The following is an 18,788-nucleotide window of genomic DNA, read 5'->3' as shown; positions in this document are numbered from 1 at the left end:
ATCTGAATTGAGGGCAGATTCCCCATGGCAGTTTTTTCTCTCCCTTGTTCCAGCTGCGGAACACCCGTTGAGATTCCGGGTCGTTACGGCTTCAAGTTGAAAAATGCCGGCGTCACCAACACGGTGTGCACCCGCTGCCGGCAGGGGGCATTTTTGGCGTCACGACGCGACAACCTCTCCGGCCAGATCGCTGTTGAGCCGAGCTCTCATCGTCGTCGCCTGGTTCCTTTCACCGCTGCTGTGGCGGCCTTGGCCCTGTTGATCGGTGGTGTTGCTTGGCGCTCTGTTGTGCCGACGGCTCAGGAGGCTTTGCCGGCGAGTGAATCTCCCTCCAAGTAGAGCGTCCTGCTTGGGAAGGCAAAGTCGATGCCTGCTTGGGCGAAGGCCTCCATGATTCCGAGGTTGATGGCTTGCTGTTCGTTCAGAGCGACCGTGAAATCACGGGTATCGATGTAATAAACCAGTTCAAAATTCAAGCTTGAATCAGCAAATTCGGTGAAGTGGCAGCGGTTGAAGGTGCTGTGGGCCTGAGCGTCGATCACGGCCTGAACCATCGTTGGGATCGCCTTCATCTGCTCGACCGATGTGCTGTAGGTCACGCCAATCGAATAGATCATCCGGCGTTGCGCCATTTCAGCGAAATTGAGGATGGTGGAGCCTGTAAGGGTTGAGTTGCTCATCACCACCTGTTCGCCGCGCAGGCTGCGCAGATGGGTGGAGCGAACACCGATGCGTTCCACCGTTGCTGAGGTGGACCCCACACTGATGAATTGCCCAACGGTGAAAGGCTTGTCCAGAAGAATCATCAGGTAGGCGAACAATTCCTGGGCCGGTTCTTTCAGGGCCAAGCCAATGCCGATGCCGCCGGCACTGAGCAAACCCCAGATCACCGTCATCTTCACTCCCAGGCTCTGCAGCAACACCAAGGTGCCGATCGCCCACACCACGGTTTTCAGCAGCGGGAGCAGGCTTTGGAGGAGTTGTTGAAGATCATCCGCGCCTGCACGGCGCACCAATCCGAAAAGGAATCGCGCTCCGATTCGGTTGACCAACCGAATCAGAATGATCGTGCCAACAATGCGTAGCGATGTGTCGTAAGCCCTTGCAATGTTGTTGGGCAAGCCCAAATCATCCTGGGCAAGGATCAGAGCGACCACCAAGCCGAAAGGCACCACCGAAGCGGCGAAGGCGTTGAGCACGAAGTCGTCGAAGTCGGTTTTGCTTCGCTTCGTGAACCGAGGAAAAACTGTCTTGCAAAGAAACGCCAGGCTCAGGGTGATGGCTGAACCGATCAGCAGCTTCGCTAAGAAATCAGTCAGATCCATCGCTCACACCGGAGATACCGCGTGATTGTCGACGGCCTTCCAGGCGCTGGCAAGCGAGATGGGGCTCAAGCGCGCTGAAACACCAAAGTCAGATTGTTGGCGGGCATGGAGACCACGTTTTCGGTGTTGAAGCCAGCCTTGGCGGCGATGGCTGTTACTTGATTCAGCTCCCGCAATCCCCATTGGTGGTTGCGTTCCCTGAGGGATTGGTCGAAGGCGGCATTGCTTGCGCTCGTGTGAGCACCATTGCGCCTGAATGGGCCATAAATGATCAAGGGGGCGCCGCTGGGCAGCAACAGGGCTGATTCCTCGAGCACAGCATCCGTGCAGCTGGCTGGACTGATGTGCAGCAGGTTGATGCACACAACAGCCTTCACGGCCCCTTGGAGGTTCTGGGGCAGGGGCCAGGGGCGGTGTTCAACATCGAGGTTGAGGGCTGCTGGCATCACCTGGCTCAGACCCTGGTGCTGGATCCAGGCGTTGATGCTGGCGCGATGGTCTGGATCCGGATCGCTGGCTTGCCAGCGCAGATGGGGAAAGCGCTGCTGAAAGCAGACGGCGTGCTCACCACTGCCGCTGGCCAGTTCCAGCACTGCTCCTGAGCCAGGTAAGAGCTGCTTCACCAGATCTCCGATGGGGCCGCGGTTGCGTTCCGTGGCCGGGAAGAAAAGCCGTTGGTCCATTGTCAGCTCGGGCAGGGGGCAGCGCTCTGGCTGCAGTGGCGGCGCAGTTCGGCCAGCCAGGCTTCCAGGGCTGCCAGGGCGTCCGGTTGCAGGCGGTAGTAGATCCAGCGGCCGCTCTGCCGATCCGTCAGCAGCCCCGCCTCTCGCAGCACCCTGAGATGGAACGAGAGCTTCGACTGGGAGAGGTTGAGCTCACCGGTGAGGTCACAGACGCATCGTTCCCCCTGTGCCAGCGCATGGATCACGTCGAGACGGATCGGGTCGGCCAGTGCTTTGAGCAGCTGCCTCGACTGCTCCCTGTTGAGGGTGTCCTGGATCACAAGAGCAGTGTCCCCCGCTCTGTTTGGATCAACATAATTTGATTGATCAATGGAGCTGGTATGCGGATTGGCATCAATGGCTTTGGACGGATTGGTCGCCTGGTGTTCCGGGCCCTCTGGGGACGGCCCGGCATCGAACTGGTGCATGTCAATGATCCCGCTGGCGATGCAGCAACGGCGGCCCACCTGCTGGAGTTCGATTCTGTGCATGGTCGCTGGGATCGAGGCATCACCAGCAGTGCTGATGGATTCAGCGTGGAGGGATCCGCACTCACCTGGTCCAGCGAGAAGGACCCCACCGCCGTGCCCTGGAGCGATCGGGAGGTGGAGATGGTGCTTGAAGCCAGCGGCAAGATCAAAACGCCGGAGACGCTCAATCCCTATTTCGATCAGCTGGGCCTCAAACGGGTGGTGGTGGCCTGTCCCGTGAAGGGTGTGGTTGCCGGTGAAGACGCGCTCAACATCGTTTACGGGATCAATCACCACCTCTATGAACCGGCGCGCCACAAGTTGGTGACGGCCGCCTCCTGCACCACCAACTGCCTGGCACCTGTGGTGAAGGTGGTGCACGAGAGCTTCGGCATCGAGCACGGCCTGATCACCACCATTCACGACATCACCAACACCCAGGTGCCGATCGATTCCTTCAAAAGCGACCTGCGCCGGGCACGCTCCGGGCTCAGCTCACTCATTCCCACCACCACCGGTTCGGCCAAGGCGATCGCGATGATCTTTCCTGAGCTGAAGGGCAAACTCAACGGTCATGCCGTTCGTGTTCCCCTGCTGAATGGATCGCTCACCGATGCGGTGTTCGAGCTCAAGCAGAGCGTCACGGTGGAGCAGGTGAATGCTGCGTTCCAAGCAGCTGCGGAAGGACCTCTGAAGGGAATCCTGGGTTACGAGGAACGCCCGTTGGTGTCCTGCGACTACACCAACGACAACCGCAGCTCGATTGTCGATGCCCTCTCGACGATGGTTGTTGATGGCAACCAGTTGAAGGTGTTTGCCTGGTACGACAACGAATGGGGCTACAGCTGCCGCATGGCCGATCTCACCTGCCACGTGGTTGGTCTGGACGGATGAAGCTCTCCCCTCTGCAGCAATACGGCATTGTCACCGCCAACTACTGGGCCTTCACGCTCACCGATGGGGCCCTGCGGATGTTGGTGGTGTTCCACTTCCATCAACTCGGCTACACCACCCTCGAGATCGCCTTCCTGTTTCTGTTTTATGAGCTGTTTGGGGTGCTCACCAACCTGTACGGCGGTTGGATCGGTGCCCGCTATGGGCTTCGGCTCACCCTCTGGGTGGGAACGCTGCTGCAGATTCTTGCGTTGTTGATGCTGATGCCCGTCGCCGCCAGTTGGCCGAAACTGTTGAGCGTGATCTATGTGATGACCGCTCAGGCCATCAGCGGCATCGCCAAAGATCTCAACAAGATGAGCGCCAAGAGTGCCATCAAGACGGTGGTTTCGGAAACGCCGGAGGATCAGCAGCAGGGGCAGCAGCAGCAGCAGCTGTTCAAGTGGGTGGCGATCCTCACGGGATCCAAGAACGCCCTCAAGGGTGTGGGCTTCTTCCTCGGTGGGGTGCTGCTGACTGCCTTTGGCTTCAATGCTGCCGTGGGCTGGATGGCGGCAGGTCTGGCCCTGGCCTTCCTGCTCACGCTGGTGCTGCCCGGGGAGATCGGAAAGATGAAGTCCAAGCCGGCCTTTTCGTCGCTGTTCTCCAAATCCCAGGGCATCAACGTGCTGTCCCTGGCGCGCTTCTTTCTGTTTGGTGCCCGGGATGTTTGGTTCGTGGTGGCCTTGCCCGTGTTCCTTGAGGCCTCCCTGGGCTGGAGTTTCTGGGAGATCGGTGGCTTCCTCGGTCTCTGGGTGATTGGCTACGGGATCGTTCAGGGATCAGCGCCTGGTCTGAGACGGCTCTGGGGGCAGACCACATCTCCGGGAGCATCTGCTGTGCAGTTCTGGAGTGCTCTGCTCACCGCCATTCCCGCCCTGATCGCGGTGGCGCTGTGGCGCCAGGTGGATGTGGCGGTCGCCATCACCGCAGGACTTGCCGCCTTTGGGGTGGTGTTCGCGATGAATTCGTCGATCCACTCCTACATGGTGCTGGCTTACACCGATGCGGAGAGCGTCAGCCTCAATGTGGGTTTCTACTACATGGCCAACGCTGCCGGACGCTTAGTAGGCACGTTGCTCTCGGGGGCAGTGTTCATGCTCGGCCGAACCGAAGCCGCGGGCATGCAGGCCTGCCTCTGGGCTTCATCCCTGCTGGTGTTGTTTTCGTGGTTCAGCAGCCTCAGGCTTCCTGCTATGCGAAACGCCACTTGATCGGGGCACTATGGGTGAAGCAGGACTGGGCCAAACCCTGAATTTCTGCTGAATATCGCCGCGTTGGTAGGGATTCAGACACCCGCAAGCAGAGATTTTCTGCTGAATGGATGTATTCGCTTCTGATCCCATGCGTGACGAGCCTGGCAGCCCCGATTGTCGTTTGGTGATCGATGCCAAGCGTTCCCTGGAGGATGTGCTGCGTTTGATCGCTGATCTGCCCCATACCGACCACATGCGCCGGCAGCTTTTGTCGGTCTACAACCAGCTGGAGGGCATGCACGACCTGAAACGCAGTGGTGGCGCCAATGTGTCGTTTCGTTCCGCCGATTGGAGCTCTTCGGCGAAGTGATGCTTCGTCTGCGGCATTGATGACCAACGAGATCAGCTGATCGGTTTGAACAGATGCTGTTCGAGGTTTTTCACCAACACATACACAGGGGGCACGACGCCCAGCGACAACACTGTCGCCACCACCAAGCCTCCAAAGATCACGGTGCCAAGCGACTGCTGGCTGTGAGCGCCGGCGCCATTGGCCACCACCAGCGGCAGGAAGCCCGCCAGGGCAGCGATCGCGGTCATCAGGATCGGCCGCAGCCGGGATTCGGCGGATTTCACCACCGCTTCTGTGATGCTCAGACCTTGCTCGAGTTTCTGTTCCGCCACCTCCACGATCAAGATGCCGTTCTTGGCCGCCAGGCCGATCAGGGTCACCAGGCCCACCTGGGCATAGATGTTCAGATCGATGGAGCGCAGGGCCAGGAAGGCCAGGGCACCCAGCATGGCCAGCGGTACCGTGGCCAGGATGATCACGGGCGTGACATAGCTCTCGTACTGGGCGGAGAGCACCAGGTACACAATCAACACGCCAAGGCCGAACACCAGCACGCTGGCGTTGCCGGCAGACAACTGCAAAGCGGCGAGCCCGGTGAAGGCGGAACCGATGTTGGTGAAGTCGGCAGCTGTGAACAGCGCCTGAATCTTGGCCAGGGCCTGACCGCTGCTCTTGCCGATCGCTTCCGCGCCCTGGATCTGCACGGTGCGGTTGAGGTTGTAATGACTGATCACCGGCGGAGCGCTGCTCAGCTCGGCGTCGGCGAACTGCGACACCTGCACCAGCCCGCCCTCGCGATCTCGCACGTAGTAACTGAGTACGTCGTCGATGCTCTGGCGTTGATCCGGTGTGCCCTGCACGTAGATCTGGCGCACCTGACCGTTCTCATAGGTGAGCCCGGTGTAGTTGCTGCCGGTGAGGGCAGCGATGCTGTTCATGGCCTCCTGATAGTCGACGTTCAGCGCCCCCATCACGTCGCGGTTGATCGACAGACCAACGGCGGGGGAGCTGGGATTGAATTGGGTGTAAAGCGTGGAAAAGTCGCCGCTGGCATTCCCCTCTTGGATGAGTTGATTTGCCAGATCTGACAGTTCATTGAGGCTGTATTGCCCGTTGCTGAGGTCGTTGAACTGGAAGTAGAAACCCCCCTGAGGGGAGAAACCAGGCACCGCTGGTGGGCCTGATGCTCTTGCAAGGCCCTCGCTCAGCTCGATCAGCTTGGTGTTGAGCCGCTTGATGATCGCGTCGGAGCTTTGGCCGGCGCCTTTGCGTTCCTCCAGGGGCTTGAATCCGAAGAAGAAGATGCCCTGGTCAGGGCTGGAACCATTGAAGCCATAGCCGTTGATGATCCCGGCGTTGACCACGTCGTCTTCCTCGCTCAGCACCTCGGCGATCTTCATGCCGAGCTGCTTCGTTTCCACCAGGGAGGCGCCGTTTTGGAGTTGGAAGAAGCCCAGGCCGTAGCCCTGGTCTTCATCAGGGATGAAGGCGCTGGGCAGGGCGGTGAAGGCGAAAACGGTCATCACGATGCCAAGGGCCAAGCCGCCGAGAATCAGCTGGCGCAGGGCGATCACCCGGGTGAGCAGGGCGGCGTAGGCCCGCTGCAGGCGATCAAAACCGGCATTGAATGCCGCAAAGATTTTGGGCAGGTTGGCTCCGGCCACGGCGCCGATGCCCACACCGGCCAGGTAAGTCCAGCTGCCAAAGGAGGCAGAACTGAAGCGTCCAAAGGCCAGGCCCACGATCACGCCCACAACGATCCAGGAGCGTCCACGCGGCTCGGGCGGTTTCTCCCGAGGCAGGATCAAACCCGACAACATCGGTGAAAAGGTGAGGGCGTTGAAGGCCGAGATGGCGATCGAAAAGGCGATCGTCAGGGCGAACTGCCTGTAGATGATCCCGACGCCGCCGGGATAAAAGGCCACGGGAACAAACACCGCCATCAACACGAGTGCTGTCGCGATCAGCGCACCAAACAGCTCGCCCATGCAGGCCAGGGCGGCCTCGCGGGGTTTCATCCCCTGTTCGATGTTGGTCGACACCGCCTCGATCACCACAATGGCGTCGTCCACCACCAGACCCGTGGCCAGCACCAACCCCAGCAGCGTGAGTTGATTGATCGAGAAGCCGAACAGCTTGAGGAAAGCAAAGGTGCCGATCAGGGAGATCGGAATGGCCAGACTGGGCACAACGGTGGCCCGCCAGTTCTGCAGGAACAGAAACAGGATCACGAGCACCAGCACGATCGCCAGGCCCAGGGCATCAATCACCCCATCCACCGATGCCTTGATGAACTGGCCGACGTCATAGATCTGATTCACCGTCACCCCGGGCGGGACGAGGCTGCGGAACTGGTCGAGTTGCTCCACCACAGCCTTGGACACATCCAGGGCATTGCTGGCGGGTGTCTGGTACACCACAAGAGTCAGGGCCTCATGGCCGTTTTTATCGATGCCCTGAACGGAGAAGCTTTGCGTTCCGTAGCGAACTTCGCCCACATCCTCGAGTTTGAGCAGGTTGCCCGAGGGTGAGCGGTTGAGGATCAGGTTGTTGAAGTCTTCCAGGGAGATGAGGTTGCCGTTGTTCTCCACAACGATCGGGTAGGTGTAGGCCTGATCCCCAGAGGCCGGAGGCCCTCCCACCAGGCCCCCCACCGCCACGCTGTTCTGAGCCTGCACGGCGCTGATCACGTCTTCAGCGGTGATCTTGTTGGCGGCGAGTTTGTCGGGATCGACAAACAGCCAGAAGGCTGGGTTGGCTCCGCCAAGCACCCCCACTGTGGCCACGCCTTCAACACGCGACAGGGGGTAATAGAGCTGTTCGTAGATCAGGCCGTTCAGGTAAGCCGCGTCGTACTGGCCCTCCGAGGAGCTGATCTCGTAGGCCAGCAGGATCGATGGGTTGCTCTGTTTCACCGAAACACCGCTTTTTGACACCTGCTCCGGCAGCTGCGGCGACGCCAGGGTGACCCGGTTTTGCACGTTCACCTGGTCGATGTCGATGTCGGTCGTTTGATCGAAGTAGACATTGATCGTGCTACTGCCAGTCATGTCGCTCGTGGAGGCGATGTAGGCCACCCCGGGCACTCCGTTGATCTGTGCCTCGATCGGGTTGGTCACCGCCTGCTCGGTGACCTCTGCATTGGCACCGCCGTACGTCGCGCTCACCTGGATCAGAGGATTGGCGATGTTGGGCAGGTTGGCGATCGGCAGGGTCGGGATCGCAATGACCCCAATCAGCACGATCAGGATGCTGCAAACCGTTGTGAGAACAGGCTTCTTGATGAAGTTGTCGGAGAAAGACATCGCTTCAGTTCGCTCCGGTCTTCACATGCACTGGCATCCCGCTGCGCAGGCGGCTGGTGTTGCTGATCGCCACTTGATCACCAGCTTTCAGCCCAGATTTCACGGGGTAGGCATTGTTCTGAAGATCGCCGAGCTGCACCTTGGTCTGCACCACGATCGGGGTGTCTCCCGGCAGGCGCTCGAGCTTTTTGATCGCTTGCTCTGAGGCATTGGGGGAGGCCTTGATCTTGGGAAGGGCCTTGTTCAGGGGAACAACCCGGTAAACAAAAGGTTGTTGCGCCTGCATCATCACGGCCTGCACCGGCACCGCCAGGCTGGATTGGCTGCCGGTGATGATTTTGGAGGCAACGAACTGGCCGGTTTTGAGCTTGCCGGTGAGGTTGGGAAACTCCGCTTTCACCATCAGCGTGTTGGGGGCGTTGGTGCTGCCGCTGACCGCGTAATACGGCGACACGAAGCTCACCTTGCCCTCACCGCTCACCGGTGGTGCGGTCTGAGACACCAGCTTCACCGTTTGGCCTACCTTCACCGCCGAGGCCTCGGATGCGGGAATCTCCATCAGCGTCCACAGGATGGAGTTGTCGACAATTCCGGTGATCGTCTGCCCGGTTTTGACGTAGTCGCCGATCTTCACCGAATCCAGATCACCGATCACCCCATCGATCGGCGCCCGTACAAATTTGTAGCCCAGCTCGGCGGCATCGGAGCGGGCGTCGTCTTTGGCCTGCTCGGCTTCTGTTGCGTAGCGATCCCGCTCTTTCGCGGAGACGGCACCCTGCTCGTAGAGGTACTCGTAGCGTTCAGCATTGAGGATATCTTTACGGGCTTCGCTCCGGGCAGCGTCGAGGGCAGCACTCTGTTGAATGTTGTCCAGCACCAGGATCACTTGACCCGCTTTCACCTCTTGTCCAGCGGTGGCCAGGATCTGAACGACGGTGCCGTCGATCTGGGGCTTCACGGCCACATTGCTGGTGGATTCCAGTGGACTGATTGCTTCAATCTCAGGGGAAAACGTTGTGGTCTCGATTCGGCTGGTCTGGATCGAGAGAAACGTCTTGGTTGGTTTGGTGCCGCATCCGCTGAGGCTCAGCACCACCATGAGCAGTGCTGCCTTCATGGTGGATCGCATGACCATGGCGGGCAGTGGACGGCTGGGATTTTTTGAAGTTAGAGATGTTGGTTGTGGATGTCGGTGTTCTGATGCGAATCGTGAACGTGTGGGCGCTCTGATGCTGCAACTCTGTTGATCGCCATAGGGCCTGGTGGTCAGCCCTCTTGCTACGGAGCAACCCGTGAATCTCCAGCACGTGGATTGCCAAGGTGATGGATGTTTCGGCGATAAGGTCAGGTGTCGCCTTTCGCTGTCCTGAGAGATGTTTGAAAACGACCGACGTCCGGCTTGGCTCAACTGGGTCTTTCTTGGGATGTTCCTCTGGTCGTCATGGCAGCTGTTTGGTTTTTGGTCCCAGCGGCTGAGTGGTTGAAGGGCCTTAGACCAACACGCCGGTCAGACGCAGCGTTCCCCACAGGTCGAAGACGCAGAAAATAATTCCGATCACGATGATGTCCCAGGCTTTGTGGCGGATGGCCCAGGGGGCAAGGAATAACTCCGCAATCCCATGCAGTGCCGTTCCAATGGTGATGTGCTCCAGCACCAGCAGACCATGGGCCACCAGGAACAGTGCGCTGGCGATACACCGCATTAGGACTTGCCAGGAGCCGAGCAAAACCTGCAGAACTGGATGGTAGATCACCTTAAAGCGTGCTGCTGTCTGGACTCAAGCCCGCTGCAGATGACACTCCCCGTATTTCTCGGAATGTGAGGTGCAAGATCGATCGCTACGTTGAAGTTTTCGCCCCTTCGTTGTCTCTGATGCGCTTTCAACAATCGATTGCTGGTCAACTCAAAAAGCGCAAAGAGTTGCTTTACAACCTCGGAGCGATTTCGTCCTATGCCTCAATGCTGACCTTCTTCTGGCATGGCGTCAGCATGCTGGTTGCCAAGGAACATCCCAAGCACACCTTGGTTGTGTATGCCGCTCTCACATTTTTTACGATCGTGGTGATGGCTCCCTACAAGTGGGGCAAAAAGTGGATGCGGATCAAAACCTCGATTGTGATGTTGGTGTTTGGCGTGTCACTGTTGATCTATTTGTTCTGCTGGTTTGCGTATTGATTTGGATTGCATGGATTGCAATGGCTTTGGCCTAATCAAAACCCATCGGTCTGCCTGAGGGCGGCAGATCGATGGGTTGATTGGGTTCACAAGCCAATCGTTTGTGGTGGATTCGCTTGATCAGTCCTTGTAGGGATAGTTGTTGGGTACAAAGAATTGCTCGTTGAAGGGAGGCCGTTTGTAGCTTCCTTGCTTCGGGCGCTTCGGCATCTTGATGGGTGGCGGTGTCATGTCTTCATAGGGCACCTTGCTGAGAATGTGGCGCAGGCAATTCAAGCGGGCGCGGCGCTTGTCATTGGCCTCCACGGTGAACCATGGGGCTTCCGGGATATGCGTCTTGGCAAACATGGTGTCCTTCGCTTTTGAGAACTCCACCCAGCGGTTGCGCGACTCGATGTCCATCGGACTCATCTTCCAGCGACGCTCTTCGTTATCAATGCGTTCCTGGAAACGTTTCTCCTGTTCGTCATCATTGATGGAGAACCAGTATTTGAGTAGCAGGATTCCGTCCTGCACCAGCATTTGCTCAAACTGTGGGCACGACACATAAAACTGCTCCACTTGTTCGCGTGTCGCGAAGCCCATCACCTTTTCCACGCCGGCCCGGTTGTACCAGCTCCGGTCAAAGACAACGATTTCTCCGGCACTTGGGAAATGCTCCACGTAGCGCTGGAAATACCACTGGCTTTTCTGATGCTCTGAAGGTGTGCCCAGGGCCACCACCCGGCATCCCCTGGGGTTCAGGGGCTCCGTCAGCCGTTTGATCGATCCTCCCTTGCCTGCGGCGTCTCGCCCTTCGAACAGGATGATCATGCGAAAGCCGGTGGCTTTCACCCAGTACTGCATTTTGACCAGTTCCGTCTGGAGTTTGGCCAGCTCTTTTTCGTAGACCTTTTTGTTCAGCCGTTTGTGCTTGTTGGAACAACCCTCCTGCAGTTCCACCATGATTTCCTGCGGTTGGTCGACATCACCATCGCTGTAGTGATTGATGGCCTCGAGGACGGCTGTCATGTCGTGGTCGACGGGCTGGCTCATGCTTTCGGTGGATCGCCAGTTCAGTTCTGCCAGCGCTGCAATCTGCGGGGTCGATCTTGTCCGGTTTTTTACGGAATGTCTGGTGTTTTCGTCTCCTGCATCGGGAGGGTGATGATCACGGCAAAGCGGCCCGGGTCGCCGTTGCCCTGCTGGAAACTGAGACGTCCAGCATGGGTGCGAACCACATGGTTCACGATTGCCAACCCCAAGCCGCAATGGCCTTGACGCCCCCGTGCGGAATCCAGGCGCTGAAAGGGTTGCAGGGCCCGTTCCCAGGCGTTGCTGGGCATTCCCTCCCCCTGGTCCCACACTTCAATGGCAACCTCCGCTGCCCGCCTGCGCAGCCGTACGACAACCGGTGCGGTGCCATGGCTGAAGGCGTTGTCGATCAGGTTGCTCACGGCGCGGCCCAGGGCCACCGGCCGGATTGGTAAATGGATCGAACTGAGCTCGAGCAGAAGTTGGTCCTTCGGTTGGCCTGCCACGGTCTCAGCCAGCCACTGATCCAACGGACAGGCAACACACGCTTCCCGTTCACCGCCTCCGGCGTAGAGCAGAAACTGGCCTGTAATCCGCTCCAAAGCCTCCAGATCGCTTTGGCAGCGCCTTCGTTCCTCGGTGTTGAGCTCCGGCATCGACAAACGAAACTGCAGCCGTGTGAGGGGTGCTCGCAGATCGTGGGCAATGCCGGCCAGCATCGTGGCGCGCTCTTTTTCCCCTTCTGCCAGGCGGCGCACCATTGCGTTGAAGCGACGGGAGATCCGCCGCACTTCAGCGGATCCTTGCTCGGGGACAGGCTCACGGTTGATGTCTTCTCCGACCCGAGAGACGGCGTCCTCAAGCTTGCGAAGAGGACGGGCAACATCGAGGAGCAGATAGAGCACCCCGGTCATCACCGTCGCGCCCACCAGGGCTAGCAGCAGCAGTGTGGGTGGGGGCGGCCAGGTGCGTGCCATGGGCAAGGGGCTGCGCAGCCAGACCGGCTCCAGTGGAGAGAACAGTTCAATCCACACCTCCGGCGTGCCCGCCCTGCTCGGGGAAGGCCGGAGCTCACGGCAGTGCGAGAGGCGGGAGCAGAGCACCTGACGCAGCTCCTGGCGCCGCTGGGCCGAAGCCTGGGTCTCGCGATCTGGCGCCGCTGGTTGTGAGCTCACCTGGAGCTCCAGGCCTGTGAGCTCGCTGATCAGTGATGGGGGGTAGCGCTCGAGAGTTAGTTCGCTGAGGCGGATGTTCAAGGCCAGGTCCCGTCCCAACTGCAGCGTCTGAATCCGTTCCAGTTGCCGGCCGAACAGCCCCTGCAGCAGCATCAGGGCCAGCATCCAACAGGCCAGCAGGGTCGTCCCCCAGGCGCCGAAGCGAGCCAGTCTTCGTGTCAGTCCCCGTTGGCGAGGCATGTCAGCGGGATCTCGGCGTGCCGTCCGGAACAAACACGTAGCCATATCCCCAAACCGTCTGCACGTAACGGGGGCGGGTGGGATCCGGTTCCACCAGCTTGCGCACCCGCGACACCTGAACGTCCATGCTGCGGCTGTCGGTGTCGCTGCCGGGACCTCGGGCGAGTTCGATCAGACGTTCCCGCGAGAGCGGGCGATGGGGATGGCGCACAAAGGCGGCCAGAAGGCTGAACTCTCCGCTGGTGATCACCACCGGCGCGTTGTTCTGCAGCAAGGTGCGGGCGGCGAGATCCAGTTGGTTGTCGCCAAAGCGGATGCATTCCCCACCTTCCACCGGTGTTCCCGCCGGCATGGCGTTGCGCCGCCGGAGCACGGCTTCAATTCGGGCCGTGAGTTCTCGGGGCAGGAACGGTTTGGCCAGGTAGTCATCGGCTCCCTGTTCGAGGCCGATGATCCGATCAACCCCGTCGGCGCGTGCGGTGAGCATCACCACGGGCAGATCATCACCGGCATCTCGCAGCCTGCGCAGAGCCGTCAGCCCATCATCGCCGGGCAGCATCAGGTCAAGGACCACTAGATCTGGCCGTTGGCATTCCAGACGTGCCTCGAATTGCTTCACATCGCAGAGGCTGCGCACGTCATAGCCCTGGTCGATCAGGTAAGTGCCGACCATCTTTCTCAGTTCCGGGTCGTCGTCCACCACCCAGATCATGGTGTCCCTTGCCATGGCCAACAGCGGATGGGCTGATGGTATGCAGCGCTTCGGCGTCTGTCCTTCTCCGGTAGGACCCGGTCACAGCTCAGCAGCCTCCGGTCATGCATCAGTCATCGTCAGAGCGGCTCAGGCTCCATAGGCTGGTGGCATGACTGCGCCAATCGTCATCCGTGTGCTCGGCCCTTTGGCATTGGCGCTGAGTTCGATGGCGTTGCAGGCCGCACCGGGCGACAAGACCATGCGTGTCTACAGCACCAGGATGGAAACCCTGTTCATCCGCTTGGATGTCAACGGAGACGGTCGATTGGATGCCTCGGAAGTGCAGGGTCGACGTGCCCTGAGCCGTGTGCTCAAGCGGCAGAACAATCGTTCCTATCTCCTCTTGAAGGACCTGCGTCTTCAGGATTCATCGCCCAGTGGCCCACGCCTGAAGCGCCATTTCCGAAAGGCCGACCTCGACCAGAACCATCGCTTGAATCGTCAGGAAGCCAAGCGCATTCCCTGGATCAGTCGCAATTTCAATGCTTTGGATGGTGATCGGGATGGAAGCGTGACCCTTGAGGAGTTGTGGAACCATCAGCGCTCGCTGGCGCCGCCTCAGCGCCTGCCTTGAGTGGGGGGAGAGACCACCAGGCGGATGATGCGAATCAACCTCCAGAGTGCACCAAGCAAGAGGATGCCCGCCAGAAGCGCGATGGCAGCGATCAGCACGATGGCGGCGAGCCCGAGCATGGCTTCCAGCAGTTGCTGAACGCCGCCGATCAGGTCATCAATGGCCTTGCTCAGCAGCAGCATGATGTCCACCTGCTGGGGCAGCTGATTCAGCAGCACTGCAATCCCTGCGGCAGCAGCCAGCATCAGCACAACAACCGTCAACTGACGCAGGACGGGGCCATAGGGGAAGCGACGACGGGGGCGGAAGACACGTCGTTGATCGCGTGTACTGCTTCGGCGCGCCTTCCTCATGGCATCGGTGTGATCAGGGTGCCGTCACTGCGGCGATTCTGAAGCGTGTTTCCTGCACGTCAACGGTCGGACTGCGTTTCAGGCTTGTCCACCGGTGCCGGTGCTGGCGATGTCTCCTTGGTTCCCTGGGGCAGAGGAACAAGCCAGGCGGTGGCGATGGTGCATGCCAGAGCAACCCCAGCCAGGAGGGGTGATCCGAGGCGTTTCTGCAGAGGAATGCGATCGACGATCTCCTGACGCTTCAACGGGCGGTCCTCGGGGAACGTCCAGGTCAGCTTCACCCGGTTGTCGAGCCGCAAGCGATCGAGGCAACGCACCAGATCAGCCAGTTCGGCGTCATCGAGCTTGAGCTGCAACGGCTCGACGCCCTCTCGGCTGCTGCGCAGTTCCAGCCGATGGTTGGCTTGATCCGGCGCGATGCTCACAAAACCGTCTTCCAGGCCAAAGCGGCGCTGCACGCCGGACAAGCGATGCCTGGCGTAGGGCATCACCGCTGCCATCAGAGCCTCGAGATGATCCCGGGTTCCTTCCAGTTCCGGTGCTCCGATCAACTGCAGCCGCCAGGACGACAGGATGCCGATAGCCTCATTGGACTGTCCGGCGGAGAGGTCGGGAAAGCCTTCCACCACCAGCCGTGCTGCGGTCTGTTCGTATTGGTATGTCGTTTTCAACATGGTCGGCCTAGGGCGTGGGGTCGAGCAGGGTTGCGCGGAGTCGATCGATTCCACCTGGGCCTGCGCAGAACGCCAGGGTGCTGATCAGCTGGCGGTGCAAAGGGCCAGCCGGCTCCATGGTGAGCAGGCGAACAACGGCTTCCCGGCGCGGATTCATTCGCTCTTCGATGAGGTCTCGCAGGCGCTCGTGGAACAACTGCCAACGCTGTTGGGTGAGCTGCTCCGGTTCGCGGCTCGAGAGGAGTTGGTGGAGCATGGGGTAGAGCCGATCTGCCATGGCACACACCAGACAGATCAGGGATTCGGCATCCACCGGGTCGAGCTGGTCCCGCCGGGTGGTGCGCCGAAGCGGGTTATGACAGCGCCGCTTCCAGAGTTCAACCCGGTTGGGGAATTGCGCCTGGAGGCCCATCTGCTGGCTGGTCCAGACCATCGCCTCGCCACCATTGAGATCAAGAGCCTCAATGGTCAGCAGCAACAGGTCGAGACGCTCGACGCCCCGCCGGCTGAGACGCGCGCCGTCGGTGGGTGCGCTGGGGGCTGGAGCTTCAGTCATGGCTGCGATGATGCCAGGGGCACCGCCATTGCGTCACCTGGATTTGGATCTTCAGTCGCACATTCGCTCAATTCCAGATTTTCCCAAGCCTGGAATTCTGTTTCGAGACATCAACCCCCTGCTGCGGTCGCCTGAGGCCATGGCCGAGGTGATCCGCCAGCTGGGTGCGTTCTGCGACCAGGTGAAGCCTGATCTGATCGTGGGGATCGAATCCCGGGGATTCATTTTTGGGGCACCTTTGGCCAGCGACCGACGGCTTGGCTTCGTGCCTGTGCGCAAGCCCGGAAAGCTCCCTAGTGAGGTGGTGGGCCTGGACTACGCCCTGGAGTACGGCACTGATCGGCTTGAGATTCAAGCCGATGCATTTGAGGATTCACCCCGGGTGCTGGTGGTGGACGATCTGCTGGCCACCGGTGGCACGGCTGCGGCGACGGGACAACTGGTGGAGCAGGCTGGCGGTTGCCTTGTGGGCTTTGCCTTTGTGATCGAGCTTGAGGGGCTCGGAGGCCGTCAGGCCTTGCCCGCAGGCCAACCCGTAGAAGCGTTGTTGCGTTACGGCTGAGTGTTCTGCCAGTCGAAGACGTCTTCCAACTGCTGCAAACTCAACAACCCGAAGCTCCACAGCACGATCGGGAGGGGGGCTTGTTCCAGTTCCGCCTGGCGTTGCCCCAGCTCCAGGGCGCTTGGACTCAACCCCAAACGCCGCTGAAGAAATTGCAGCAAGGCGTCCGTCGCTGAGGGTTGCCGCTGGCTGGACATCACCATGGTCGCGACCCGCGCTTGGCTCAGTTTGGCAAGGCCCGCCAGAGCTGCATGGGGCCGTCACTCATGGCCCGCAAGCTGAGCTGGCGCAGCCCAGAAAACTGTTTCAGCAGCAGCAATGCAAAGCGCCGCAGGGGAAGCAACAGTGGTTGGCGGTTGGAGAACACCCGCACCAGAAGATCCGTCGCCACACCCACCTGGAGCACATCGAGCCAGCGGCTCATCCCGTAGCGCCGAGCGATTGTTGTGGCGCTGCCGCCCCGCTCCACGGCGCGCAGCAACCCTTCCACATCACGCCAGCAGAGATTGAGCCCCTGGCCTCCCACGGGATGGCAGCGGTGGCCCGCTTCGCCGATCAGCACGCCCCGTCCGCGATGAAAGCGGCGAGCCAGCAGCCATTGTTGGGGGAAGGCTCGGGGTTGATCCAGAAGGCAATCCGGTTCAATCCCCTCCGGCAGAACAGCGGCCAGCTGATCGAGAAAGGCACTGCGCTGCAACGTGCTGCGCTGCTGGCAACGCTGCCAGGGTGCACTCCACACCACCTGGAACCTGCCCTGCCCCAAGGGCAAAACGGCGAGAGGGCCTTCCGGGCGAAACAACTCGCAGGCTCTGTCGTGGGGGAGTCCCCGCAGGGCAACCTTGGCGGTGAGACACCCCTGGCGATAGCGGATGCCCCAGTGACGGATGCCCCAGGCCTCTCGTGTGGGGGAGCGCGGTCCATCAGCCGCCACGATCAGAGCATCAGCGCTTGGATCAGGGCATGGTTCGGCCAAGTGCATCGCCACGTTGCCATTGGCCTCCAGCCGAGCCAGCAACAGCTTCATCAAGGGTAGGTGATCGAGGATCCAGCCAATGCCGTCGTGGTGTCGATTGGCTGCTGCCAGGTCCTCCTGGCCGAAGAGAACGCGTTCGTTGGTGGCCCCGTCCCGCAAATCCAGGTCACGGAACGGCACCAAGGCATCGCGCAGGTCGTGCCAAAGCCCCAGGTTGGTCAGCAGTCGGCGGCTGGAGTGTGTGATGGCGTACGCCCGACTTCTGGCTTGAAGTTCCGATGCCTTCAGCGGGTCAAACAGGACCACGCGCTGACCACGGAGGCCGAGGGCAAGAGCAGTGAGGGCGCCGGTGGGGCCAGCGCCCAAAACATGAATCTCTGGAGGGGATGGAACCATTCAGGGAGTCTGGCCACCCATCCCGATCCAGCGCGAGGCGATCAGCCCAGGCCGAGCAGCCCGTGAACGAAGGATTCGCCGCCCAGGGCCAACTCAGTGGCCAGCAGAGCAATGAAACCGAGCATGGCCATGCGGCCGTTCAGCTTTTCGGCGCGGTCGTGGAAACCCCAACCCTGGGTTGCTTCAACCACTTCCATGCGGGGTTCCGTGGCAAAGGCGTTGAGGCGGCCGCCGTCTTCCGTGGTGACCTGTGCACCGCGCACGACAGGGGTGGTGGGAGAGGACTGGGACATGGATGCCGCCGTTTGATTGCTAAGAAGTGTAAACCAAGTTTAAGAAGTGTTCAGCGGTGGCTGCTCGACGTCGGCTGTTCAGCGGCGGCTGCTCAGGCGGAGTTGGCAGAGCTCCTCAAAGGCGGGACGGAGCAGGAAGGGGTATTCGCCAACCCACATCCGCATGCCTGGCAGCCAGGCATCGCTGAGGGCTCCGATCTTTGAGAAATCCTTGCGCTCGCTCAGCACCAGGCAGCGGATCAGGCTGCCGCGGCGGATTGACTGGTGCTTTTTCTCCATCGGAAAGGCCACCCGGCCGAGGTAACCCTCCTCGTCTTCGAGTTCGAGCAGCATCCAGGTGCGTCGGTTCTCCACGAGTTCCAGTCGGCCGCGGCTGTCGGCCTGTTCGTGCCGGTTTTCCACCCGCTCACGCGTGATCACGTCCGCCACCTCGCCCTCAAACAGGGCAGCCGCGGGGTAGCGCCGCAGCGTGGCGTTGCGCTGGCCGGCTTGAACGATCGGGCCCCAAAGCACATACAGAAAGAACACAACGCTGATCACCAGCCAGACGGGGCCCCAGCGGCTGCCGAGCTGCGCCTGGTTGTAGATCAGGAAGGTGATCACACCACCGATGGCGGCGATCATCAGGCGCTGCAGCACCTCCTGGGGGGTGCCGAGGGAGACGCGGAACTGGGTGCCAGTGGCAACAGCGGGGATCAACCGTTGAAGTTCACCGGGGCGGAGGGGGATGAGCATGGTGTCGCCT

At 60.5% G+C, this 18,788-nt stretch carries 23 protein-coding genes; 7 read left to right on the top strand and 16 right to left on the bottom strand.

What is annotated here, in order from left to right; all coding sequences use genetic code 11:
* The first annotated feature begins 24 nt into the window (after positions 1 to 24).
* The gene (locus tag SynA1544_RS09595) at positions 25 to 339 is read left to right on the top strand and encodes a Tat pathway signal protein (RefSeq protein WP_186513237.1); all 315 of its coding nucleotides are present in this window, start codon (positions 25 to 27) and stop codon (positions 337 to 339) included.
* Here the strand turns inward: SynA1544_RS09595 and SynA1544_RS09590 are convergent.
* From SynA1544_RS09590 to SynA1544_RS09580, 3 genes are all read right to left on the bottom strand, one after another.
* Positions 300 to 1,325, bottom strand: coding sequence for a mechanosensitive ion channel family protein (locus tag SynA1544_RS09590; protein WP_186513235.1), 1,026 nt, complete (start codon positions 1,323 to 1,325; stop codon positions 300 to 302). The two genes, SynA1544_RS09595 and SynA1544_RS09590, sit on opposite strands and share 40 nt — an antisense overlap.
* Before the next feature lie 65 nt (positions 1,326 to 1,390).
* Positions 1,391 to 2,008, bottom strand: coding sequence for a DUF938 domain-containing protein (locus SynA1544_RS09585; RefSeq protein ID WP_186513234.1), 618 nt, complete (start codon positions 2,006 to 2,008; stop codon positions 1,391 to 1,393).
* A 2-nt stretch (positions 2,009 to 2,010) separates the two neighbouring features.
* Entirely contained in the window at positions 2,011 to 2,328 is a 318-nt protein-coding gene (locus SynA1544_RS09580) for a metalloregulator ArsR/SmtB family transcription factor (RefSeq protein ID WP_186513233.1), read from the bottom strand.
* 60 nt (positions 2,329 to 2,388) lie between these two features.
* On the opposite strand from SynA1544_RS09580, the gene SynA1544_RS09575 reads away from it, so the two are divergent.
* The 3 genes from SynA1544_RS09575 (at position 2,389) to SynA1544_RS09565 (ending at position 5,016) form a co-directional block, all read left to right on the top strand.
* Entirely contained in the window at positions 2,389 to 3,411 is a 1,023-nt protein-coding gene (locus SynA1544_RS09575; protein WP_186513232.1) for an ArsJ-associated glyceraldehyde-3-phosphate dehydrogenase, read from the top strand.
* Complete coding sequence (gene arsJ / locus SynA1544_RS09570) at positions 3,408 to 4,664, top strand: organoarsenical effux MFS transporter ArsJ (RefSeq protein WP_186513231.1); 1,257 nt, start codon at positions 3,408 to 3,410, stop codon at positions 4,662 to 4,664. The genes SynA1544_RS09575 and arsJ overlap by 4 nt, the downstream gene beginning before the upstream one ends.
* Before the next feature lie 130 nt (positions 4,665 to 4,794).
* The gene (locus SynA1544_RS09565) at positions 4,795 to 5,016 is read left to right on the top strand and encodes a hypothetical protein (RefSeq protein ID WP_041435027.1); all 222 of its coding nucleotides are present in this window, start codon (positions 4,795 to 4,797) and stop codon (positions 5,014 to 5,016) included.
* A 32-nt stretch (positions 5,017 to 5,048) separates the two neighbouring features.
* On the opposite strand, the gene SynA1544_RS09560 is transcribed toward SynA1544_RS09565, so the two are convergent.
* The 3 genes from SynA1544_RS09560 to SynA1544_RS09550 form a co-directional block, all read right to left on the bottom strand.
* The gene (locus tag SynA1544_RS09560) at positions 5,049 to 8,303 is read right to left on the bottom strand and encodes an efflux RND transporter permease subunit (RefSeq protein ID WP_186513230.1); all 3,255 of its coding nucleotides are present in this window, start codon (positions 8,301 to 8,303) and stop codon (positions 5,049 to 5,051) included.
* A 4-nt stretch (positions 8,304 to 8,307) separates the two neighbouring features.
* Entirely contained in the window at positions 8,308 to 9,432 is a 1,125-nt protein-coding gene (locus SynA1544_RS09555) for an efflux RND transporter periplasmic adaptor subunit (RefSeq protein WP_186515539.1), read from the bottom strand.
* Between the two features lie 361 nt (positions 9,433 to 9,793).
* Positions 9,794 to 10,006, bottom strand: a complete 213-nt coding sequence (locus tag SynA1544_RS09550) for a hypothetical protein (RefSeq protein WP_186513229.1) — start codon at positions 10,004 to 10,006, stop codon at positions 9,794 to 9,796.
* Between the two features lie 59 nt (positions 10,007 to 10,065).
* Here SynA1544_RS09550 and SynA1544_RS09545 point away from each other — a divergent pair, with 59 nt between their 5' ends.
* Positions 10,066 to 10,479 carry a hypothetical protein gene (locus SynA1544_RS09545; protein ID WP_186513228.1) on the top strand — a complete coding sequence of 138 codons (414 nt, stop codon included), beginning with the start codon at positions 10,066 to 10,068 and terminating at the stop codon, positions 10,477 to 10,479.
* A 120-nt stretch (positions 10,480 to 10,599) separates the two neighbouring features.
* Here SynA1544_RS09545 and ppk2 read toward each other — a convergent pair whose 3' ends face one another.
* From ppk2 to SynA1544_RS09530, 3 genes are all read right to left on the bottom strand, one after another.
* Entirely contained in the window at positions 10,600 to 11,424 is an 825-nt protein-coding gene (ppk2, locus tag SynA1544_RS09540) for a polyphosphate kinase 2 (RefSeq protein ID WP_255477789.1), read from the bottom strand.
* 158 nt (positions 11,425 to 11,582) lie between these two features.
* Positions 11,583 to 12,908, bottom strand: coding sequence for an ATP-binding protein (locus SynA1544_RS09535; RefSeq protein ID WP_186515538.1), 1,326 nt, complete (start codon positions 12,906 to 12,908; stop codon positions 11,583 to 11,585).
* Position 12,909: 1 nt separating this feature from the next.
* A complete protein-coding gene (locus tag SynA1544_RS09530) occupies positions 12,910 to 13,635 on the bottom strand; it encodes a response regulator (RefSeq protein WP_186513224.1) in 726 nt (241 codons plus the stop codon).
* A 136-nt stretch (positions 13,636 to 13,771) separates the two neighbouring features.
* Between SynA1544_RS09530 and SynA1544_RS09525 the strand changes: the two genes are divergently transcribed.
* Positions 13,772 to 14,236 carry an EF-hand domain-containing protein gene (locus SynA1544_RS09525; RefSeq protein WP_186513222.1) on the top strand — a complete coding sequence of 155 codons (465 nt, stop codon included), beginning with the start codon at positions 13,772 to 13,774 and terminating at the stop codon, positions 14,234 to 14,236.
* Here SynA1544_RS09525 and SynA1544_RS09520 read toward each other — a convergent pair.
* Genes SynA1544_RS09520 through SynA1544_RS09510 form a run of 3 tightly spaced genes read right to left on the bottom strand, consistent with a single transcriptional unit; the run spans position 14,221 to position 15,819 of the window.
* Positions 14,221 to 14,589 (bottom strand): hypothetical protein, encoded by a 369-nt coding sequence (locus tag SynA1544_RS09520; RefSeq protein WP_186513220.1) that lies wholly within the window; start codon positions 14,587 to 14,589, stop codon positions 14,221 to 14,223. The genes SynA1544_RS09525 and SynA1544_RS09520 overlap by 16 nt on opposite strands.
* Before the next feature lie 59 nt (positions 14,590 to 14,648).
* A complete protein-coding gene (locus SynA1544_RS09515; RefSeq protein WP_186513218.1) occupies positions 14,649 to 15,263 on the bottom strand; it encodes a DUF4335 domain-containing protein in 615 nt (204 codons plus the stop codon).
* A gap of 7 nt (positions 15,264 to 15,270) precedes the next feature.
* Positions 15,271 to 15,819, bottom strand: a complete 549-nt coding sequence (locus SynA1544_RS09510; protein WP_186513216.1) for a DUF3038 domain-containing protein — start codon at positions 15,817 to 15,819, stop codon at positions 15,271 to 15,273.
* A 7-nt stretch (positions 15,820 to 15,826) separates the two neighbouring features.
* Here SynA1544_RS09510 and SynA1544_RS09505 point away from each other — a divergent pair, with 7 nt between their 5' ends.
* Positions 15,827 to 16,381, top strand: coding sequence for an adenine phosphoribosyltransferase (locus tag SynA1544_RS09505; protein WP_186515537.1), 555 nt, complete (start codon positions 15,827 to 15,829; stop codon positions 16,379 to 16,381).
* On the opposite strand, the gene SynA1544_RS09500 is transcribed toward SynA1544_RS09505, so the two are convergent.
* The 4 genes from SynA1544_RS09500 to SynA1544_RS09485 all read right to left on the bottom strand — a co-directional run bounded on the left by SynA1544_RS09500 (position 16,372) and on the right by SynA1544_RS09485 (position 18,778).
* Positions 16,372 to 16,584: a DUF2949 domain-containing protein gene (locus SynA1544_RS09500; RefSeq protein ID WP_186513214.1), complete on the bottom strand. Its 213-nt coding sequence runs from the start codon at positions 16,582 to 16,584 to the stop codon at positions 16,372 to 16,374. The genes SynA1544_RS09505 and SynA1544_RS09500 overlap by 10 nt on opposite strands.
* A 20-nt stretch (positions 16,585 to 16,604) precedes the next feature.
* Positions 16,605 to 17,750, bottom strand: a complete 1,146-nt coding sequence (locus SynA1544_RS09495; RefSeq protein ID WP_186513212.1) for an FAD-dependent monooxygenase — start codon at positions 17,748 to 17,750, stop codon at positions 16,605 to 16,607.
* 41 nt (positions 17,751 to 17,791) lie between these two features.
* Positions 17,792 to 18,043: a high light inducible protein gene (locus tag SynA1544_RS09490; RefSeq protein WP_114987899.1), complete on the bottom strand. Its 252-nt coding sequence runs from the start codon at positions 18,041 to 18,043 to the stop codon at positions 17,792 to 17,794.
* A 78-nt stretch (positions 18,044 to 18,121) separates the two neighbouring features.
* A complete protein-coding gene (locus SynA1544_RS09485) occupies positions 18,122 to 18,778 on the bottom strand; it encodes a hypothetical protein (protein WP_186513210.1) in 657 nt (218 codons plus the stop codon).
* Positions 18,779 to 18,788 lie beyond the last annotated feature (10 nt).

This window comes from Synechococcus sp. A15-44, from assembly GCF_014280115.1.
Classification (GTDB): domain Bacteria; phylum Cyanobacteriota; class Cyanobacteriia; order PCC-6307; family Cyanobiaceae; genus Parasynechococcus.
Note: the sequence above shows the minus strand (reverse complement) of the source record. Positions and strands in the feature narration are given on the sequence as shown.

Coding starts and splice junctions, on each gene's coding strand:
- SynA1544_RS09535 (WP_186515538.1), bottom strand. CDS start 12,908: ATGCCTCGCCAACGGGGACTGACACGAAGACTGGCTCGCTTCGGCGCC.
- SynA1544_RS09530 (WP_186513224.1), bottom strand. CDS start 13,635: ATGGCAAGGGACACCATGATCTGGGTGGTGGACGACGACCCGGAACTG.
- SynA1544_RS09555 (WP_186515539.1), bottom strand. CDS start 9,432: ATGCGATCCACCATGAAGGCAGCACTGCTCATGGTGGTGCTGAGCCTC.
- SynA1544_RS09485 (WP_186513210.1), bottom strand. CDS start 18,778: ATGCTCATCCCCCTCCGCCCCGGTGAACTTCAACGGTTGATCCCCGCT.
- ppk2 (WP_255477789.1), bottom strand. CDS start 11,424: ATGGTGGAACTGCAGGAGGGTTGTTCCAACAAGCACAAACGGCTGAAC.
- SynA1544_RS09510 (WP_186513216.1), bottom strand. CDS start 15,819: ATGACTGAAGCTCCAGCCCCCAGCGCACCCACCGACGGCGCGCGTCTC.
- SynA1544_RS09525 (WP_186513222.1), top strand. CDS start 13,772: ATGACTGCGCCAATCGTCATCCGTGTGCTCGGCCCTTTGGCATTGGCG.
- arsJ (WP_186513231.1), top strand. CDS start 3,408: ATGAAGCTCTCCCCTCTGCAGCAATACGGCATTGTCACCGCCAACTAC.
- SynA1544_RS09590 (WP_186513235.1), bottom strand. CDS start 1,325: ATGGATCTGACTGATTTCTTAGCGAAGCTGCTGATCGGTTCAGCCATC.
- SynA1544_RS09495 (WP_186513212.1), bottom strand. CDS start 17,750: ATGGTTCCATCCCCTCCAGAGATTCATGTTTTGGGCGCTGGCCCCACC.
- SynA1544_RS09565 (WP_041435027.1), top strand. CDS start 4,795: ATGCGTGACGAGCCTGGCAGCCCCGATTGTCGTTTGGTGATCGATGCC.
- SynA1544_RS09505 (WP_186515537.1), top strand. CDS start 15,827: ATGATGCCAGGGGCACCGCCATTGCGTCACCTGGATTTGGATCTTCAG.
- SynA1544_RS09490 (WP_114987899.1), bottom strand. CDS start 18,043: ATGTCCCAGTCCTCTCCCACCACCCCTGTCGTGCGCGGTGCACAGGTC.
- SynA1544_RS09595 (WP_186513237.1), top strand. CDS start 25: ATGGCAGTTTTTTCTCTCCCTTGTTCCAGCTGCGGAACACCCGTTGAG.
- SynA1544_RS09500 (WP_186513214.1), bottom strand. CDS start 16,584: ATGGTGATGTCCAGCCAGCGGCAACCCTCAGCGACGGACGCCTTGCTG.
- SynA1544_RS09560 (WP_186513230.1), bottom strand. CDS start 8,303: ATGTCTTTCTCCGACAACTTCATCAAGAAGCCTGTTCTCACAACGGTT.
- SynA1544_RS09575 (WP_186513232.1), top strand. CDS start 2,389: ATGCGGATTGGCATCAATGGCTTTGGACGGATTGGTCGCCTGGTGTTC.
- SynA1544_RS09520 (WP_186513220.1), bottom strand. CDS start 14,589: ATGAGGAAGGCGCGCCGAAGCAGTACACGCGATCAACGACGTGTCTTC.
- SynA1544_RS09550 (WP_186513229.1), bottom strand. CDS start 10,006: ATGCGGTGTATCGCCAGCGCACTGTTCCTGGTGGCCCATGGTCTGCTG.
- SynA1544_RS09585 (WP_186513234.1), bottom strand. CDS start 2,008: ATGGACCAACGGCTTTTCTTCCCGGCCACGGAACGCAACCGCGGCCCC.
- SynA1544_RS09515 (WP_186513218.1), bottom strand. CDS start 15,263: ATGTTGAAAACGACATACCAATACGAACAGACCGCAGCACGGCTGGTG.